Source organism: Frigoribacterium sp. PhB107 (genome assembly GCF_003751515.1).
Classification (GTDB): Bacteria; Actinomycetota; Actinomycetes; order Actinomycetales; family Microbacteriaceae; genus Frigoribacterium.
In genome coordinates, this window is sequence record NZ_RJKU01000002.1 from 846,744 (window position 1) to 864,193 (window position 17,450).

The following is a 17,450-nucleotide window of genomic DNA, read 5'->3' on the forward strand; positions in this document are numbered from 1 at the left end:
GTGCGCACAGTCGAGCAGCACCAGATCGCCGTCCGGGCGCTGGTGGAGGAGGCGTTGGCGCGGCGTCCTGGGGAGGCCCTCCTCGTCGACCCGGTCCGCATCGCGGCCGAGCCCGACCGGCACCGCCGCCGGGTGCTCACGGCCGACGTCGTCGCCCCGCTCGACCTGCCCCCCTTCGCCAACTCGCAGGTGGACGGCTACGCCCTCGCCGCCCCCGACGCCGCCCGCTCCGGCGACCTCGACCTGGTGGTGGTCGACCCGATCCCGGCCGGCCGCACCGGTCCGGCGCTCCGCCCCGGCACCGCCGCGCCGATCATGACCGGCGCCGCCGTCCCCGAGGGCGCCGTCGCGGTGGTCCCGATCGAGCGGGCCGACCCGCCCGCGTTCCCCGCCGCCGGGAGCACGGCCCGCGTCGGCCTCCAGGGCCCCGTGGCCGAGGGGACCTTCGTCCGCGCCGCCGGCAGCGACGTCTCCGTCGGCAGCGTCCTGCTGCGCGCCGGCACGGTGCTGACCCCGGCGCGCTGGGGGGTGCTGGCCGCCTCCGGGCTGGTGACCGTCGAGGTCGTCCGCCGCCCGCGCGTCCTGCTGGTCTCGACCGGCGAAGAGCTGAGCGCGCCCGGTGCCGCGCTCGCCCCCGGCACGATCCACGACGCCAACGGCGCGGGCCTCGCCGCGGCCCTCGTCGACGTCGGCGCCGACGTCGTCGTCGAGCGCGTCTCCGACGACGCGGACGCCCTGCTCGCCGTGGTGGCCCGGCACGGTGGGTCCGTCGACCTCGTGCTCACGACCGGAGGCGTCAGCGCAGGCGCCTACGAGGTGGTCCGCGACGCCTTCGAGCCGGCCGGCGTCGTCTTCGGGCACGTGGCGATGCAGCCCGGCGGCCCGCAGGGCTGGGGCACGCTCGCCCTCCGCGACCACGACCTGCCCGCCGTCTGCTTCCCGGGGAACCCGGTCAGCGCGCTCGTCTCGTTCGAGGCGTTCCTGCGGCCGGTGCTGCACGACGCGACGGGGGTCGGCGCGGCACGGCTGCACCGCACGGCGCCGATGGGCGAGGCGGCCGACTCGCCCGTCGGCAAGCACCAGCTGCGGCGGGGGCGCCTCGACGTCGACGGCCGGGTCGTGCTCGTCGGCGGGCCGAGCTCGCACCTCCTGGCCGCGCACGCCGAGGCGACGGTGCTCGTGCACGTGCCGGTCGGCGTCGACCGCCTCGACGAGGGCGACGAGGTCGTAGTCTGGACGCTCGATGAGTGACGACGCGCACGGCGCCCCGCCCGCGTCGACCGGGCAGCAGCCGGTCGGCGACCTCACCCACGTCCGCCCTGACGGGTCGGCCCACATGGTCGACGTCACGGGCAAGGCCGAGACCAGCCGCGAGGCCGCCGCGCAGGCCGTGCTCACGACCCGCCCCGACGTGGTCGCGAGGCTCGTCGACGGCACCCTGCCGAAGGGCGAGGCGCTCGGCACCGCGCGCATCGCCGGCATCATGGCCGCCAAGCAGACACCCGCCCTCATCCCGCTCTGCCACCCCCTGCCGCTCGGCGCGATCACGGTGGACTTCGAGACCGACACCGGGGCCGAGGAGGCGTCGGTGACGGTCGTCGCCCGCGTCCGCACCCGAGGCGTCACGGGTGTCGAGATGGAGGCGCTGACCGCGGCGACCGTCGCGGCCCTCACCCTCTTCGACATGATCAAGGCCGTCGACCACCTCGCCGTCATCGGCGACGTCAAGGTGCTCGAGAAGTCGGGCGGCAAGAGCGGGGCCTGGGCGCGATGACGTCGTCGCCGGCCCCCGAGCCGTCCGCCGCGGACGCCCCCGCCGATGCGCCCGCCGACGTCGCGCGTCGCGCCGTCGTGGTCGTCGCCTCGACCCGGGCCGCCGCCGGGACGTCGCCCGACCTCACCGGCCCGGTGATCCGCGACTGGTTCGCCGCGCGCGGCTGGCTCGCCGACGAGCCCGTCGTGGTCGCCGACGGCGCCCCCGTGGGCGAGGCGCTCGCCGCGGCCCTGGCGCAGGGCGTCGACGTCGTGCTCACCACCGGCGGCACCGGCCTCACGCCCACCGACCGCACCCCCGAGCAGACCGCTCCGCTGCTCGACCGCGAGATCCCCGGCATCGCCGAGGAGCTGAGGAGGCGCGGCACGGCCGCCACCCCCACGGCCCTGCTCTCGAGGGGGCTCGCGGGCGTCGCCGGCCGCACCGTCGTCGTCAACCTGCCCGGCTCCCGCGGGGGAGTGCGCGACGGCCTCGCCGTCCTCGACCCCCTGATCGACCACCTGCTCGACCAGCTCTCCGGAGGCGCTCATGACTGACCAGGCCGATCGACCCGACGCCGAGCCAGGCGCCGAGCCCACGACCTCGCTGAGGCCCCGCACGCCGCCCGTGCCCGGCACGCCGCCCTCGCCCGCGCCGGCACCCGCCAGCGAGGCCGCCGGCGAGGAGGCGGCTGCCGACGCCCTCGTCGAGGCCGAGGGAGGCGACCCCGACGCGGTGGCGACCCCGACCGGCCCCAGCGGGCGCGTGCTGCTCGCCGAGGTGGTCGAGACGGTGCTGTCGGCAGCCGAGTGCTCCGTGATCGTCGAGAGCCGCGCCTCCGGGGCGGTCGTGACGTTCGAGGGCGTCGTCCGAGACCACGACGGCGGCCGCGAGGTGGCCGCGCTGCACTACGAGCAGCACCCGTCGGCCGGCGAGGTCATGGGCGCCGTCGCCGAGCAGATCGCGGCGGAGCACCCCGCGGTCACGATCGCGGTGCAGCACCGCGTCGGCGACCTCGAGATCGGCGACGTCGCGCTCGCCTGCGCCGTCGCCTCGCCCCACCGGGCCGAGGCCTTCGCCGCCTGCGCGGCGCTCGTCGACCTGGTCAAGGAGCGCCTGCCGATCTGGAAGCGCCAGGCGTTCACGGACGGCCCCGACGAGTGGACGGCGTCGCTGGGCTGACACGGGGCACCCTCACCGCTTGGAGTCAGCAGTCGCCGAGGCGCCTGTAACGTTGGAGGCTGCGCATCTTGGGGCTACTGCGAGTACCCGATCAAATCTTGTGTTTGTCTAGCCAGAGCACCAGGTGTTCCTGGAGTCGAGTCGCAACGGCAGTAATTCTTTCAGTAAGAATCGCCAATTCTCCGTAGGAAGAGCGAAAAGCCTCGACCCTAGGATCCGTCTCAAAATGCGCGATGGTGTTTCTTTTGCTAGCCAAGGTCTGAATTGCCTGCCGATGCAGAGGGCTTTCCCAAATAGAACCCCCGCTAATGTCCAAACACAACCCATCCCACAACGCCTCGAAGTGCTGTGTATTGACTGTTCGGCCGTCGGTGATGCCAAGATGTTGCATCTGCGAGAAGTCTATTGGCGTCTGGGGCTGATAGAAGTTATTTGCCGTTTCGATTAAAGCAGAACGCTTGGCTAAGCGAATAACGCGATCCGAACTGATGGAATCCCATGCTTGTGGAACCAAGAGGGCCATGGCCTGAGGTCGCAGGTTGTGACGCATAACGGTAACTTGATTGAGATCTTGCGGGAGGTCCGTGTCCAGGCTTCTAAAAAGATCCTCTAGCACGCCAGCTAAGAATACGTACGTGAATGCTCGTTCGGAGCGGGACTGATTGGCCTGGGCGGTCTTCTGGGGCTGTTTCGCTTTTTCCCACTCTCGGTTTCGCGCTTGCAGGTGGCGCAACTGCCAGCCGAGGCGCTCCTGGCAATCTAGGAAAACTTGCTCCACTTGCCATTTAGTCATGGCGACTAGACCAGAGGAGCCGAGCCCGAGAGCAACTCGACAGCCCGATCAATTCTTGTAGCTAGAGCGCGTGTTGTGTTGGTTCCCTTCGTGGAACTGCTCACAAGTGTCTTGTCGGCAAGCCAGCCTGCTTGCGGAGTAAAGACCGTTGTTCCGCTTTCGATAAGACGCCCAGCGCCGACCATGATGGCTTCAAACTGATTTTGCGGCGTCCATCCCACGCCAGGCCGCTTTACAGGGCCACCCACGACTCTCGCGAGTTCACTCGTCACGCTGTCAAAGAGGTCATTCTCTCTGGTTAGATCCGTATCGTTTTTGCGACTCTCCATGTAATCATTAAGAAAGTCAGTCACCGAACCCGAGAACTTGTCTTGCCAGTCCAGGTAGGCAAAGAACTTGAGAGCTAGCTCACCATGGGTTCCGTTGTCTTTATCGGATTTCTTGAGTTTGACCAAGCTTTTGAAATTCTGATTCTCAGAGATGCTTTCGAGCATGGTATTGAAGGCGCCCCGATAGAGAACGCCTCGAACCTCTTGAGGCGTCAGTGCAATAGCTCCGGCGTTCAATCTCCTGAACAGTTCAAAGCGCACTTCGTGTACGGACTGGTCATTCAGAACCTGCACACGCACGTAGCGCTTCTCAAGCAGAAACTTAATCTGTCTCGGCAGGCTTTCGAACCTTCTTCCCTCAAAAACGGACAGCTGAGGCAGGTCTCGAAGCGTCAAAGCATCATCCATGCCGAGCTTTTCTCTGCTGTTAGCGGAGCCCATGAAACGAACTATGGTGCTAACACGCTGCAGCCCATCCACGACGTCCCATGAGCCGTTGGCGTTAGTGGCCACAAAGATGGCGGGAATCGGCAATCCCATAAGAAGTGACTCGATCAACTCGCATTGGGTCTTTTCCGCCCAACGAAACTTCCTCTGATACTCGGGCCGTGCCTGCAGCTCATCCTCGTCGACCATGCGAACGAGTTCTCTGAGACTTAGATCGAAGAAGTCGGTATCGACACGCTGGCGACTCTCCTGAAGTGCAGATTGAAGGTCTGGATCCGAGACAGTTTCTTGAGGCGAGGCGTCCATTCGATCAACGTAGCTGAGTGAACGAGGGGGAGAAAGGCCGAAGCCTGCCTGTCTGCGACAAAAATTTTCTAACGTGTCAAAGAGGGCATCGCGTTCGATGACTCAATGCCGGATGGATGCCAGTTGCGATGTGAGCCTTTAGCGTTGGACGCCAGTCGCCGCCACAGCGCGCGGCCGGAGTCCTAGCCGCCGTCGCCTACGCTCGTCGGGTGGCACACCTACTAGGCGCAGAGAACCTCAAGCTCGAATTCCCGACCAAGGTCGTCCTCGACGGGGTGACGCTCGGCATCGACGAGGGCTCCCGCATCGGCGTCGTCGGCCGCAACGGCGACGGCAAGTCGACCCTGATGTCCGTGCTCGCCGGCCGCCTCGAGCCCGACGACGGCCGGGTCACGACCCGCCGCGGCCTCACGATCGGCATGCTCGACCAGCGCGATGTGCTGCCCGACGACGACACGGTCGGCCGCATGATCGTCGGCGACCGCGACGAGCACGAGTGGGCGGGCGACGCCCGCATCCGCGACGTCATCTCGGGCCTCGCGACCGACATCCCGTGGGAGGCGCGGCTCGGCGACCTCTCGGGCGGCCAGCGTCGTCGGGTGGCCCTCGCGCGCCTCCTCGTCGGCGACTGGGACGTGCTGTTCCTCGACGAGCCCACCAACCACCTCGACGTCGAGGGCGTGGCCTGGCTGGCCGAGCACCTCCGTCGCCGCTGGTCGCCCTCGTCGGGCGCGCTCGTAGTCGTGACCCACGACCGGTGGTTCCTCGACGAGGTCTCGACCGACACGTGGGAGGTGCACGACGGCATCGTCGAGCCCTTCGAGGGCGGGTACGCGGCCTACGTGCTGCAGCGCGTCGAGCGCGACCGCTCGGCCGCGGCGTCTGAGTCGAAGCGCCAGAACCTGATGCGGAAAGAGCTGGCGTGGCTCCGTCGTGGTGCGCCCGCCCGTTCGACCAAGCCCAAGTTCCGCATCGACGCGGCGAACGAGCTGATCGCCGACGAGCCGCCCGCCCGCAACGCCGTCGAGCTGTCGCAGATGGCGACGGCCCGGCTCGGCAAGGACGTGGTCGACCTCGTCGAGGTCGGCGTCTCGTTCGGCGACAAGCGGGTGCTGCACGGCGTCGAGTGGCGCATCGCCCCCGGCGAGCGCACCGGCGTGCTGGGCGTCAACGGGGCCGGCAAGTCGACGCTGCTCAAGGTCGTCACGGGCGAGGTGCAGCCGACGGAGGGGCGGGTCAAGCAGGGCAAGACGGTCAAGTTCGCGATCCTGGACCAGCAGCTCGCCGACCTGCACGAGGTGGCGAACGAGAAGGTGAACGACCTCATCGGCCGGCAGCGCACCTCCTACGTCACGGCCGGCAAGGAGATGACGCCCGGGCAGCTGCTCGAGCGCCTGGGCTTCACCAGCGCGCAGCTGCAGACGCCCATCAAAGACCTGTCGGGCGGGCAGAAGCGCCGCCTGCAGTTCCTGCTGATCCTGCTCAACGAGCCGAACGTCCTCATCCTCGACGAGCCCACGAACGACCTCGACACCGACATGCTCGCCGCCATGGAGGACCTGCTCGACGGCTGGCCCGGCACGCTGCTCGTCGTCTCGCACGACCGGTACCTGCTCGAGCGCGTCACCGACCAGCAGTACGCGGTGCTCGACGGGCAGTTCCGTCACCTGCCCGGCGGCGTCGACCAGTACCTCGCCCTGCGCAAGCAGGCCACCGACACTCAGGGCGGCGCCACCGACCGCCCGACCGCGGTGCAGGGCGCCCAGTCGTCGGTCGCCGCCGCGGCGGCCGCGTCGGGCCTCTCGGGCGCCGAGAAGCGCAACGCCGAGAAGGAGCTGGGGTCGATCGACCGCAAGCTCGCGAAGTCGGCGACCGAGCGCAGCGGCCTGCTCGAGCAGTTCGCGGGCTTCGACCAGTCCGACTTCGACGGCCTCGCGGCGCTGCAGGCGAAGCTCACCGCGCTCGACCACAAGACGGCCGAGCTCGAGGTGCGCTGGCTCGAGCTCAGCGAGCTGCTGGCGTAGGGCGCCGCGGGGTCGCCGGCCTGCGGCCCGCCGCGTTCACTGCATCGGCTTTCGTACACTGCACCGCGTCTAGACCCGGTGCAGTGTTCGAAACCCGGTGCAGTCGCGCAGAGCCCTGCGCCGCGCAGTCATGCAGCTCTGGTCGTGAGGCTCGACTCGTATTTCGCCCTACCGTCGTGATCTCAGTCCTGAGTACTCGGCGGAGAACGTTGAAGCATCTGGTCGCGGACACGGGGCATGGCACGCAGGAGGCGTCCACGGATGTACGCGCAGCCGTCCTCAAACAAGGCCAGAATTTCGGACTCGTCCAAGTCCTCGAGCATTCGCGCGAAGTGGCGTTCCGCACCCGGCGAGACGAAGGTCCTGTCGGTGTCGCTCAGGACATCGTGGAGCGCGAAGAGTGCGTCGCGGAGGAAAACATCCACCGATACGGGATGGAATGAGAAGGCGCTGACGAGCAGGGACGTCTCGACCTCTGCCCACGATCTCGAACCGTCCTCAGTCGGCGCACGCGCCAGCAGCCGCTGTGGGTCCTGCAGCAGATCGGCAAGTTCTGCGCGCTGCCTCCGCGAACGACTGGCCAGGCCGAACGCTGCTGTGAGGCCTGCTAGGCCGAGCGCCACGGGAAGCCCGGCGACGGCGGCTACGGGCGAAGCGCTCGCATAAGAGGTGACGAGGACCAGAATGGCTGAGGCTTGAACGACGCCGGCTGACACAGCGATGAGCCGTGGAAGGCGGCTACCCCGCCAATCCAAGGAGACAGCCGGCGGCATGGCTGTCACGTACCCGGCAGTGAGCGTGACTGACAGAACACTCAGGCTGAGGACCAGAAGGTTGGCTTGTTGCCCGTCGAGATTCCATGAGCTCGCAGCCACGCCGATGACGGTTAGTGCGCTAGTCGAAGCAATGGAGGTGAGGACAAAGGTGATGAACGCTCCTTTCGTAACCGCCGTCATCGCTCTGAACGTCCTCGCGAAAGTCCGCCGTCTCATGTTGGCGGTCAGAACGAGTGCAGCTCCCGCGGCGACGGCGATCAGGGCTCCCGTTATGAACCCGAACCTGTCAGTAGTGATGCTGGAAACGCATGCACCCGCCACTGCAAAGATGACGAGGAGCCCCGACATCCACACCACTGGAGCTCTGAGGGCCTCATTGACCCCAAGCCGTCCCGATGGCAGCGGCTCGAGTCGCCAGGAATCGGCCAGCCTCTCGAACGACGAGGTCGGCCCCTTCGTGGGCAAGCGATCAGCTCCCATCAGTCGCCGAGCGTCAGGCTGAGACGGCGCAGCAGGTCGCCGAGCCGCTGCTCATCGACCGGGCCGAGGTCCGCGAGGAGGCGGCGCTCGGCAGCGAGGAGGCGCTCGATCGCGACGTCGACGGCGTCGCCCCCTGCTTGGGTCAGCCGTGCCCGCACGCCACGACCGTCGTTCGGGTCGGTGCGCCGCTCGACGAGCCCGCGCGCGACGAGCCGATCGATGCGGTTGGTCATGGCGCCGCTCGAGACGAGCGTCTGCTGCAGCAGGGCCTTCGGGCTCAGCTCGTAGGGCCCGCCCGCCCGGCGGAGCGCGGAGAGGACGTCGAACTCCCACTGCTCGAGATCGCTGGCGACGAAGGCATCGCGTCGGGCGCGGTCGAGGTGCTTCGCGAGGCGGCCGACGCGCGAGAGCACGTGCAGAGGGGCGAAGTCGAGGTCGGGACGCTCGTGCGACCAGGCCGCGACGATCCGGTCGACCTCGTCGCGCGGCTCGGTCCCGCCCTGCGGCCCTCGCTCGAGCTTGCGCTCGCCGGAGTCGCGCTGGTCGCGCTCGTCGTCCTGATCGGCCTCGGGCATCTGCTCATCATGGCAGCGCACCTCCTCCCCGTCGGCCGAGGGCGGGTCAGCGTGGTCGAGGGCGGGTCCGCGTCGACCCGCCCTGGACGACGCTGACCCGCCCTCGACCTGAAGAGGCGCGGCCACGGGCGACGGCGACGGCGGCAGGGCCAGCAACGGCGGGAGCGGCAGCCACGGCCGAGGTGGCGTCTGACAGAATCGACCCTGCGCCTCGGGCGCGGTCCGCCATGGTGTAACGGCAGCACGACAGCCTTTGGAGCTGTTAGGTCCAGGTTCGAATCCTGGTGGCGGAGCCGACTTCCTCAACGATGCCGTTGCGCGACAGCTCAGTGGCCGGTTCCTGGCACGATCTGGCTTCGCCTGCGCTCACGTTCGGGCCCGGGTCGATATCGCAGCGCTGGCCCTCGCTCACCGGTTCATCACGCCAGGGTGAGGTGTGCCGGGGGCGGCGCCTTCGCCGCCACCTGACTTGGCCGGCCCGTCCCTGGTGCATCGTCGGCGATCAGGCATCGACCTGAGCCATCTCGGCAGAAATCGTTATAGGTAGCGTTTAGCTATCTATAGTAATGCGAGGACGACGAGCGACGGGACGACAGTTGATGGAAGAAGTGAAAGTGCTGGTTTCACCGGATCGGTTGACGGATTTCTACCGATGGTTCGCAGATTGGAGCGATGGACGCCTGAGCGAGAGGGGCGCTTCGGGTCCTGGGCAAGGCGAGGTCTCTCAGGACAGCGAGAAGGACGTCTTCCTCGCTGCCGTCGAGTTCTGGAAGCTCCTCCGTCCCAAGGAGCGTGAGATCTGGAACATGTGGATTGTCGCCGCCCCTCGGATGGTCGCCGCGGACGAGATCGTGAGCGAGCTGAGTCTCGCCAATGCCCGTGAGATCCCCGGCGCGTTGTCATGGTCATCGCGAAAGGGACGGAAGGTCGGGTTCGTGGCGTCGTGGCGATTCAGATCGGATCCTCAGACGGGTCGTCCCGTGTACGGGATCGAAGATGTGACCTACGCCGAAGTCCTCGGTCGAGCTCGGGACGCTGTCGAGGGCGGCCTCCGATGACGCCCCAGGGGCAGGGTCGGTTCCAGCGGCTCGAGTCGCTGGCAGAAGTCTTCCGTGTCCTGCGCATGCCTGTGGAGAACAGGCGAACGGTGGAGGCGTACACGGCCGCGATCGGCATCGACCATTACGAGCAGACCACGGGATACGTCATCGCGTCCCGACAGGACGGCGGGCCGCAGATCAGGATCGCCTACGGTTGGGCGAACGGCTTTCGAGCCCGCGAGGAGATCGAAGCCATCGTCGGTACTCAGCTCTCGACTTGGGGCAGCGATGACCGCTCTCCGTTGTGGGGTCTCTGGCACCCGAAGAATCGTGCCCGTACGAGCCCCGGATCCAGCAAGACACCCAAGAGGCGGACGAAAGATCGCAGGGCGGCCGGTCGGGATGTCGCCAAGCAGCTGGCTGTCCGCGGTTCACTCGGCTGCTACGGGCCAGGCACCCTAGGGGCACCGTGTGATGAGCCAGCGACGGGTGTCGCGAACAGCCTCGACTTGTGTCAGCGCCATCTGGTCTCCGTCCGGCTTCAGGAACGGACCGCCGCTCTCCTGGAGTGACGAAAGGCGACGATTCCGCGAGCAAAGACACTCCGGGGCGCGTCCGCCCGTCCTGGTGGCGGAGCTGACGAGCTGAGAGCCGACGGAGGCGTCCGTCCGGCGCCCGATCCGGACCGGCGGCCGCGGCTCTCGATAGCCTGCGGCCATGTCGACCACCACGCTCTCCCCGCTCGCCCGTGCCGCCCTGCTCGGCGTCCTCACCGGCTCCCGCTCGGCGACGCCCCTCGCGGCCCTGGCCCTCAGCCGCGACAGTCGCACCCTCACCGGCAGCTGGCAGGAGTGGGCGGTGGTCCGCTCGTCGATCGGCCGTGCCGTGTTCGTCGCCGCCGGCGCGGGCGAGCTCGTCGGGGACAAGCTGCCCTCGACGCCCAGCCGCATCTCGGGCGGCGCGATCTTCGGACGCGTCGCCGCCGGTGCCGTCGTCGGCTTCGCGATGGGCACCACCGACCTCCGCGCCGACCGCGGCGTGCAAGGCGCGCTGATCGGCGCCGCGGGGGCCGTCGTCGGCAGCTTCGCGGGCTACCTGGGCCGCAAGGCGCTCGTCGAGAAGACCGGGCTCCCCGACCTCGTCGTCGCCCTGCTCGAGGACGCCGTCGCGGTCGGCGGCACCGCCGCCGTCGTGCGCGCCGCCCGCAGCTGACGTCTGCCCTCCACAGGGCCCGGCCGACCCGCCCGCCGCACCGGACACGCGTGCTCGACCCGCGCCTCCTCCGGCGCCCGTGGGAGGATCGCCGATGATCGCCGCACGCCCCCACCCCTAGGAGCCCCATGCCCGAACGCAGCCTCGCCGTCGTCGTCCTCGCCGCAGGACAGGGCACGCGCATGAAGTCCTCGACGCCGAAAGTGCTGCACCGGCTGGCCGGCCTGCCGCTGATCCAGCACGTGCTCGAGACCGCCGGGGCGCTGCAGCCCGAGCACCTCGTCGCCGTCGTGCGGCACGAGCGTGACCTCGTCGTCACGAGCATCGTCGAGACGACGCCCGGCGCCGTGATCGTCGACCAGGACGACGTGCCCGGCACCGGCCGCGCCGTCGAGCAGGCCGTCGAGGCGCTGCCCGCCGACTTCGAGGGCGACGTCGTCGTCGTCAGCGCCGACGTGCCGTTCCTCGACCACGCCACCCTGGGCGCGCTCCTCGAGCAGCACCGCGAGGAGGCGGCGGCTGCGACGTTGCTGTCGGCCGTCCTCCCCGACGCCCACGGCTACGGCCGCGTGGTCCGGCGCTCGTCGGGAGACGTCGACCGCATCGTCGAGCACAAGGACGCCAGCGAGGAGGAGCGGCAGCTGCGCGAGATCAACTCCGGCACCTACGCCTTCACCGTCGCGGCCCTGCGCACGCACCTGCCCCGCGTCGGCTCGGCCAACGCGCAGAACGAGAAGTACGTGACCGACGTGGTCGGGCTGCTGACGGCGGCCGGCGAGCGCGTCTCGGCGCGCGCGGTCGACGAGACCTGGCGCCTCGAGGGCATCAACGACCGCGTCCAGCTGGCAGCCGCGGCCCGCCGCCTGAACGACCGCATCGTCGAGCACTGGCAGCGCGAGGGCGTCAGCATCGTCGACCCGCAGACCACCTGGATCGACCGCGACGTCGCGCTCAGCGCCGACGTCGAGCTGCTGCCCGGCACGCAGCTCAAGGGCGCTACCTACATCGCGGCGGGTGCCGTGGTCGGTCCCGACACGACGCTCGTCGACACCGAGGTCGGCGAAGGGGCGGTCGTGAAGCGCACCGACGCGACCCTCGCCGTGATCGGGGCCCGCGCCTCCGTGGGGCCCTTCTCGTACCTGCGTCCCGGCACCGTGCTCGGCGAGGGCGGCAAGATCGGCACGTTCGTCGAGACCAAGAACGCCGAGATCGGCGCGGGCTCGAAGGTGCCGCACCTCAGCTACATCGGCGACACCGAGGTCGGCACCGACAGCAACATCGGCGCCGGCACCATCACGGCCAACTACGACGGCGTGCACAAGCACCGCACCGAGGTCGGGTCGAACGTGCGCACCGGGTCGCACAACGTGTTCGTCGCCCCCGTTAGGATTGGCGACGGAGCGTACTCAGGCGCAGGGACGGTCGTCCGCAAGGACGTGCCGGCCGGCGCGCTGGCGTTGAGCATCGCCCCACAGCGCAATGCGAGCGGATGGGTCGAGGCGAACCGCCCCGGCTCCGCGGCGGCCGAGGCCGCCGCCCGCGCCGAACGAACGACCGACTGACCCCTGTCGGGTTGGCCCCCCGGGGCCGGAGAGCGAGTGACGTGTCCGGAATCAAGATCACCGGCGAGAACCGACTCGTTCTGGTCTCGGGGCGTGCGCACCCCGAGCTGGCGAACCAGATCGCGTCGGAGCTCGGCTCCGAGCTGATCCCGACCGACGCCCGCACCTTCGCCAACGGCGAGCTCTACGCGCGTTACGACGAGAGCGTCCGCGGCGCCGACGCGTTCGTCATCCAGTCGCACTCGGCCCCGATCAACGAGTGGCTCATGGAGCAGCTCATCATGGTCGACGCCCTCAAGCGCGCCTCGGCGAAGCGCATCACGGTCGTCGCGCCGTTCTACCCGTACGCCCGTCAGGACAAGAAGGGGCGCGGCCGCGAGCCGATCTCGGCCCGTCTCGTCGCCGACCTGTTCAAGGCCGCGGGCGCCCACCGCATCATGAGCGTCGACCTGCACGCCCCGCAGATCCAGGGCTTCTTCGACGGCCCGGTCGACCACCTCTTCGCCATGCCGGTGCTGCTCGAGCACTTCCGCACCAAGCTCGACAACAGCACCCTGACCGTGGTCTCGCCCGACATGGGCCGCGTCCGCGTCGCCGACATCTGGAGCGAGAAGCTCGACGCGCCCCTCGCCATCATCCACAAGCGCCGCGACCCGCTGGTGCCGAACCAGGTCACCGTGCACGAGATCGTCGGCGAGGTCGAGGGCCGCGTCTGCCTGCTGGTCGACGACCTGATCGACACGGGCCGCACCATCGTCAAGGCCGCCGAGGCGCTCAAGGCGGCCGGCGCCGTCGGCGTCGTCGTCGCGGCCACCCACGCGGTCTTCAGCGACCCGGCGCCCGAGATCCTCAGCAGCGACTTCATCGACTCGGTCGTCGTCACGGACACCCTGCCGCTGACCGACCACCAGAAATTCGACAAGCTCGAGATCCTGCCGATCGCCCCGCTGATCGCCCGTGCGATCCACGAGGTCTTCGACAACGGGAGCGTCACGTCGATGTTTGACGGCGCAGCGTAGCGGAGCCGTCGAACCGAAAGGCACAGCCGACGGGGCCCACGAGCACCATCGCGCCTGCGCGAACAGAACGGCCGTGACCGGGTTGATCCCGACCACGGCCGTTCTGGCTGTCGACGCCTAGACGCCTAGACGCCTAGACGCCTAGGCGCCTCGACGTCACCGCGTCAGTGCGTCGACGGCTCCGTCTCGATCTCCGAGCGGTCGCCCGACCACAGCGTGTGGAACACGCCGTCCTCGCCGACCCGCTCGTAGGTGTGCGCGCCGAAGAAGTCGCGCTGGCCCTGGATGAGGGCGGCGGGGAGGCGCTCCGACGCGAGCGAGTCGTAGTACGACAGCGCCGACGCGAACCCGGGCACGGGGATGCCCGACAGGGCCGCCTTGGCGACGATGCGGCGCCAGGCCTGCTCGCCGTCGCGGACGGCGGCGGCGAAGTAGTCGTCCTCGAGCAGCGTCGCGATGGTGCTGTCCTTCTCGTACGCCTCGACGATGCGGTTGAGGAACTGCGCGCGGATGATGCAGCCGCCGCGCCAGATCTTCGCCACGGCGCCCTTGTCGATGTCCCAGTCGTACTCGAGCGCGCCCGCGATGATCGCGTCGAAGCCCTGCGCGTAGGCCACGATCTTCGAGGCGTAGAGCGCCTTCTGCACGTCGTCCTCGAAGCCGTCGCCTGCCTCCTGCACCTCGGGCCGGCCCTGCAGGGTCGCCTGCACCGCGGCGCGCTGGTCGGGCTTCGACGAGACGGCCCGGGCGAAGACGGCCTCGGCGATGCCGCCGACGGGCACGCCCAGGCCGACGCTGTTCTGCACGGTCCAGACGCCGGTCCCCTTCGAGCCGGCTGCGTCGACGATCGAGTCGACCAGCGGTCCGCCGGTCTTGGAGTCGACCTGGCGCAGCACCTCGGCGGTGATCTCGATCAGGTACGACTCCAGCTCGCCCTTGTTCCACTCCTCGAACACGGCGGCGATGTCGGCCGGCTCGTGCCCGCCGACGCGGCGGAGCAGGTCGTACGACTCGGCGATGAGCTGCATGTCGGCGTACTCGATGCCGTTGTGGATCATCTTGACGAAGTGGCCCGCGCCGTCGGAGCCGATGTGCGTGACGCACGGCTCGCCCTCGGCGACAGCGGCGATCGACGCGAGGATCGGGCCGAGGGTCTCGTACGCCTCCTTCGAGCCGCCGGGCATGATCGACGGGCCCTTGAGGGCGCCCTCCTCGCCCCCGGAGATGCCGGCGCCGACGAAGTTCAGCCCGCGCTCCTTCAGGGCTGCCTCGCGCCTCCTCGTGTCCTGGAAGTTCGCGTTGCCGCCGTCGACGATGATGTCGCCCTCCTCGAAGAGGTCGGCGAGCTGGTCGATGACGGCGTCGGTGCCCTTGCCGGCCTGGACCATGATGATCGCGGTGCGCGGCTTCTGCAGCGACGCGGCGAAGTCCTCGATCGACTTCGAGGCGACGAAGCCGGCGTCGCCGTGCTCGTCCATCAGGGTGTCCGTGCGCCCGGGGGAGCGGTTGTAGACGGCGACGGTGTTGCCCTCGCGGCTGGCGAGGTTGCGGGCCAGGTTCGATCCCATGACGGCCAGGCCGACGACTCCGATGTTCGCCTGGGCGGTGGGGGTGGACTGTTCTCCGTGGTCGGTCACGGTGCCTCCTTGCGGTCGATGACCCCCGCACACTATTCCTCCGTCCTGCGCCCCCGACAGGCACCGTCGGTGCCCTCCGGGGCGCGGACGACACGAGGAGGCGCGTCTACGCTGGTCCGGACGCCGCCGTCCCCGACACCGAGAGGTCCCCGTGCCTGAGACCCAGCTGCCCGCCCCGATCCCGCCCGTCGTCGTGATGGGGGTGTCCGGCTCCGGCAAGTCCACCGTCGGCGAGCTCCTCGCGCGGACGGCCGGCGTCCCCTTCGTCGACGCCGACGACCTCCACCCGCAGGCCAACCGCGACAAGATGGCCGCCGGCCACGCGCTCGACGACGACGACCGTGCGCCCTGGCTCGAGATCGTCGCGCAGCGCATCCGCGACGCCGGGGAGGACGGCGTGGTCGTCGCCTGCTCGGCACTGAAGCGCCGCTACCGGGACGTGCTCCGCGGCGGCGACCCGCGCCTCCGGTTCGTGCACCTCACCGGCGTGCGCGAGCTCGTCGCCGAGCGGCAGAAGGCACGCAAGGGGCACTTCATGCCGCCCGGGCTGATGGAGTCGCAGTTCGCGACCCTCGAGCCGCTCGGCGACGACGAGCCGGGCTTCGGCGTCGACGTGTCCGCGGGTCCCGACGAGATCGTCGCGGAGGCGCTGGCTCGTCTCGACGGACGCTGACGTCCGTCGGCACGGGACGCTGACGACCCGTGACGGCGCCGGGGTTGGCGACACGCCCGGGTGGCCTGTAGCCTGGGTGTCGACTTCGGCGAGGGGTGCTCCGGCACCCGTTATCGACGCGGTAGGCAGGCACTCGGTCTCGTGACATCGTCCCCACGGCTGCGAGGTCCCTCCTCACGCGATCTGCGTTCGAGTTGACATCGACCCACACATCCCGGGCCGCCAGGCCCGCAGAAACGGAGACATCCATGGCTGACGACAACACCCTGTCCGCTCTCGTCCGCACCAGCTTCGGCAAGGGCGCGGCCCGCAAGATCCGCGCGAACGACCAGATCCCCGCGGTCATCTACGGCCACGGCACCGACCCCCAGCACGTCACGCTGCCCGGCCACGAGACGATGCTCATCACGCGTCGCTCGAACGCGCTCATCACCCTCGACATCGAGGGCGCCCAGCAGCTCGCCCTCGTCAAGGACATCCAGCGCGACCCGGTCAAGCAGGTCATCGAGCACATCGACCTCATCGTCGTCCGCCAGGGCGAGAAGGTCGAGGTCGACGTCCCCGTGCACATCGAGGGCGAGTCCGCTCCCGGCACGATCCACGTCGTCGAGCTCAACGCCATCACGCTCGAGGTCTCGGCCACCGCGATCCCGCAGTCGGTCGTCGTCTCGATCGAGGGCCTCGAGGACGGCGCGCAGGTGCACGCCTCCGACGTCGTCCTCCCCGAGGGCGCCTCGCTCGTCACCGACGCCGAGGTGCTCGTCACGAGCGTCTCCGTCCCGCAGCTCGACCTCACCACCGACGCCGTCGACGACGAGTCGGGCGAGGCCGCCGAGGCCGAGGGCGACGTGCCCTCGATCGAGGACGAAGAGCGCTCCGAGTAACGACCGGTCCGAGCACCCGCACCACCAGCACCACCGCACCACGGCGTCGTCCGCGACGCCGACCGCCTGACAGCCCCGCGTGTCTCCCGAGGAGGACCATCCCGTGGACGACTCGCAGTGGCTCGTGGTCGGGCTCGGCAACCCCGGGCCCGACTACGCCGGCACCCGGCACAACGTCGGACAGATGGTGCTCGCCGAGCTGGCGCACCGCCTGTCGACGAGCTTCAAGAACCACCGCACCAACGCGAGCGTCGCGGAGGGCCGCCCCCAGCCGGGCGGCCCCCGCTTCGTCCTCGCCGCTCCCCGCAGCTTCATGAACCTGTCGGGCGGCCCCGTCGCCGCGCTGCTGAAGTACTACGACCTCGACGTGTCGCGGCTGATCGTCGTGCACGACGAGCTCGACATCGACTTCGACTCCATCAAGCTCAAGCAGGGCGGCGGACACGGCGGCCACAACGGGCTGCGCGACATCATCGCCGCCACCGGCTCGAACGAGTTCCTGCGCGTGCGCGTCGGCATCGGTCGTCCGCCTGGCCGGCAGCCCGCCGCCGACTACGTGCTCAAGGCCTTCTCGTCGACCGAGCGCAAGGAGCTCCCGCTGCTGCTCGGCGACGCCGCCGACGCGGTCGAGATGATCGTCGCCGACGGCCTCACCGCGGCGCAGCTCAAGTTCCACACCGCGAAGGCCTGAGCCGGGCCCTGCTCGCCCGCGACCTGCTGCTCAGCCCCACCCGGGCAGGGCACCGCTGACCGGCGCA

Annotated in this window: 17 protein-coding genes and 1 tRNA gene; 13 read left to right on the forward strand and 5 right to left on the reverse strand. The window is 69.4% G+C overall.

Annotation, left to right across the window (positions count from 1 at the left end; translation table 11 throughout):
• Genes glp through EDF18_RS16815 form a run of 4 tightly spaced genes read left to right on the forward strand, consistent with a single transcriptional unit; the run spans position 1 to position 2,935 of the window.
• Positions 1-1,251 (forward strand): gephyrin-like molybdotransferase Glp, encoded by a 1,251-nt coding sequence (gene glp / locus EDF18_RS12200; protein WP_123548038.1) that lies wholly within the window; start codon positions 1-3, stop codon positions 1,249-1,251.
• Complete coding sequence (gene moaC / locus EDF18_RS12205) at positions 1,244-1,774, forward strand: cyclic pyranopterin monophosphate synthase MoaC (RefSeq protein ID WP_123548039.1); 531 nt, start codon at positions 1,244-1,246, stop codon at positions 1,772-1,774. Before glp ends, moaC begins: the two co-directional genes overlap by 8 nt.
• Positions 1,771-2,310, forward strand: a complete 540-nt coding sequence (locus EDF18_RS12210) for a molybdenum cofactor biosynthesis protein B (RefSeq protein ID WP_123548040.1) — start codon at positions 1,771-1,773, stop codon at positions 2,308-2,310. Before moaC ends, EDF18_RS12210 begins: the two co-directional genes overlap by 4 nt.
• Complete coding sequence (locus EDF18_RS16815; protein ID WP_123548041.1) at positions 2,303-2,935, forward strand: molybdenum cofactor biosynthesis protein MoaE; 633 nt, start codon at positions 2,303-2,305, stop codon at positions 2,933-2,935. Before EDF18_RS12210 ends, EDF18_RS16815 begins: the two co-directional genes overlap by 8 nt.
• Before the next feature lie 91 nt (positions 2,936-3,026).
• Here the strand turns inward: EDF18_RS16815 and EDF18_RS16170 are convergent, their stop codons facing one another.
• Together EDF18_RS16170 and EDF18_RS12220 are read right to left on the reverse strand one after the other, a co-directional pair.
• On the reverse strand, positions 3,027-3,728 hold the full coding sequence (locus tag EDF18_RS16170) for a hypothetical protein (RefSeq protein WP_148050095.1): 702 nt from the start codon (positions 3,726-3,728) through the stop codon (positions 3,027-3,029).
• Between the two features lie 5 nt (positions 3,729-3,733).
• Positions 3,734-4,810, reverse strand: coding sequence for a DUF262 domain-containing protein (locus tag EDF18_RS12220; protein ID WP_123548042.1), 1,077 nt, complete (start codon positions 4,808-4,810; stop codon positions 3,734-3,736).
• 209 nt (positions 4,811-5,019) lie between these two features.
• Here EDF18_RS12220 and EDF18_RS12225 point away from each other — a divergent pair, with 209 nt between their 5' ends.
• Positions 5,020-6,834 (forward strand): ABC-F family ATP-binding cassette domain-containing protein, encoded by a 1,815-nt coding sequence (locus tag EDF18_RS12225; RefSeq protein WP_123548043.1) that lies wholly within the window; start codon positions 5,020-5,022, stop codon positions 6,832-6,834.
• Positions 6,835-7,016: 182 nt separating this feature from the next.
• On the opposite strand, the gene EDF18_RS12230 is transcribed toward EDF18_RS12225, so the two are convergent.
• Complete coding sequence (locus EDF18_RS12230; protein ID WP_148050096.1) at positions 7,017-7,958, reverse strand: hypothetical protein; 942 nt, start codon at positions 7,956-7,958, stop codon at positions 7,017-7,019.
• A 131-nt stretch (positions 7,959-8,089) separates the two neighbouring features.
• Entirely contained in the window at positions 8,090-8,665 is a 576-nt protein-coding gene (locus EDF18_RS12235) for a MarR family winged helix-turn-helix transcriptional regulator (RefSeq protein WP_123548045.1), read from the reverse strand.
• Positions 8,666-8,886: 221 nt separating this feature from the next.
• Here EDF18_RS12235 and EDF18_RS12240 point away from each other — a divergent pair.
• The 5 genes from EDF18_RS12240 to EDF18_RS12265 all read left to right on the forward strand — a co-directional run bounded on the left by EDF18_RS12240 (position 8,887) and on the right by EDF18_RS12265 (position 13,498).
• Positions 8,887-8,958 (forward strand) — tRNA-Gln (locus tag EDF18_RS12240).
• A gap of 306 nt (positions 8,959-9,264) precedes the next feature.
• Positions 9,265-9,723, forward strand: a complete 459-nt coding sequence (locus EDF18_RS12245; RefSeq protein WP_123548046.1) for a hypothetical protein — start codon at positions 9,265-9,267, stop codon at positions 9,721-9,723.
• Positions 9,724-10,422: 699 nt separating this feature from the next.
• A complete protein-coding gene (locus tag EDF18_RS12255; protein ID WP_123548048.1) occupies positions 10,423-10,917 on the forward strand; it encodes a DUF4126 family protein in 495 nt (164 codons plus the stop codon).
• 128 nt (positions 10,918-11,045) lie between these two features.
• A complete protein-coding gene (glmU, locus tag EDF18_RS12260; RefSeq protein WP_123548049.1) occupies positions 11,046-12,479 on the forward strand; it encodes a bifunctional UDP-N-acetylglucosamine diphosphorylase/glucosamine-1-phosphate N-acetyltransferase GlmU in 1,434 nt (477 codons plus the stop codon).
• A gap of 41 nt (positions 12,480-12,520) precedes the next feature.
• Positions 12,521-13,498, forward strand: coding sequence for a ribose-phosphate diphosphokinase (locus tag EDF18_RS12265; protein ID WP_123548050.1), 978 nt, complete (start codon positions 12,521-12,523; stop codon positions 13,496-13,498).
• Positions 13,499-13,662: 164 nt separating this feature from the next.
• Here EDF18_RS12265 and gndA read toward each other — a convergent pair whose 3' ends face one another.
• Positions 13,663-15,066, reverse strand: a complete 1,404-nt coding sequence (gene gndA, locus EDF18_RS12270; protein ID WP_233569167.1) for an NADP-dependent phosphogluconate dehydrogenase — start codon at positions 15,064-15,066, stop codon at positions 13,663-13,665.
• Positions 15,067-15,286: 220 nt separating this feature from the next.
• Here gndA and EDF18_RS12275 point away from each other — a divergent pair, with 220 nt between their 5' ends.
• From EDF18_RS12275 to pth, 3 genes are all read left to right on the forward strand, one after another.
• The gene (locus tag EDF18_RS12275; protein ID WP_233569119.1) at positions 15,287-15,808 is read left to right on the forward strand and encodes a gluconokinase; all 522 of its coding nucleotides are present in this window, start codon (positions 15,287-15,289) and stop codon (positions 15,806-15,808) included.
• Between the two features lie 248 nt (positions 15,809-16,056).
• Positions 16,057-16,692, forward strand: coding sequence for a 50S ribosomal protein L25/general stress protein Ctc (locus EDF18_RS12280; RefSeq protein WP_123548052.1), 636 nt, complete (start codon positions 16,057-16,059; stop codon positions 16,690-16,692).
• A gap of 103 nt (positions 16,693-16,795) precedes the next feature.
• On the forward strand, positions 16,796-17,383 hold the full coding sequence (gene pth / locus EDF18_RS12285; protein ID WP_123548053.1) for an aminoacyl-tRNA hydrolase: 588 nt from the start codon (positions 16,796-16,798) through the stop codon (positions 17,381-17,383).
• The last annotated feature ends 67 nt before the right edge of the window (positions 17,384-17,450 follow it).

Excerpts from the sequence above, each read along its gene's own strand:
- EDF18_RS16170 (WP_148050095.1), bottom strand. The coding sequence starts at position 3,728 with ATGACTAAATGGCAAGTGGAGCAAGTTTTCCTAGATTGCCAGGAGCGC.
- EDF18_RS12230 (WP_148050096.1), bottom strand. The coding sequence starts at position 7,958 with ATGTCGGGGCTCCTCGTCATCTTTGCAGTGGCGGGTGCATGCGTTTCC.
- EDF18_RS12280 (WP_123548052.1), top strand. The coding sequence starts at position 16,057 with ATGGCTGACGACAACACCCTGTCCGCTCTCGTCCGCACCAGCTTCGGC.
- EDF18_RS12255 (WP_123548048.1), top strand. The coding sequence starts at position 10,423 with ATGTCGACCACCACGCTCTCCCCGCTCGCCCGTGCCGCCCTGCTCGGC.
- moaC (WP_123548039.1), top strand. The coding sequence starts at position 1,244 with ATGAGTGACGACGCGCACGGCGCCCCGCCCGCGTCGACCGGGCAGCAG.
- EDF18_RS16815 (WP_123548041.1), top strand. The coding sequence starts at position 2,303 with ATGACTGACCAGGCCGATCGACCCGACGCCGAGCCAGGCGCCGAGCCC.
- EDF18_RS12235 (WP_123548045.1), bottom strand. The coding sequence starts at position 8,665 with ATGCCCGAGGCCGATCAGGACGACGAGCGCGACCAGCGCGACTCCGGC.
- gndA (WP_233569167.1), bottom strand. The coding sequence starts at position 15,066 with ATGGGATCGAACCTGGCCCGCAACCTCGCCAGCCGCGAGGGCAACACC.
- glmU (WP_123548049.1), top strand. The coding sequence starts at position 11,046 with ATGCCCGAACGCAGCCTCGCCGTCGTCGTCCTCGCCGCAGGACAGGGC.
- EDF18_RS12220 (WP_123548042.1), bottom strand. The coding sequence starts at position 4,810 with ATGGACGCCTCGCCTCAAGAAACTGTCTCGGATCCAGACCTTCAATCT.
- EDF18_RS12210 (WP_123548040.1), top strand. The coding sequence starts at position 1,771 with ATGACGTCGTCGCCGGCCCCCGAGCCGTCCGCCGCGGACGCCCCCGCC.
- EDF18_RS12245 (WP_123548046.1), top strand. The coding sequence starts at position 9,265 with ATGGAAGAAGTGAAAGTGCTGGTTTCACCGGATCGGTTGACGGATTTC.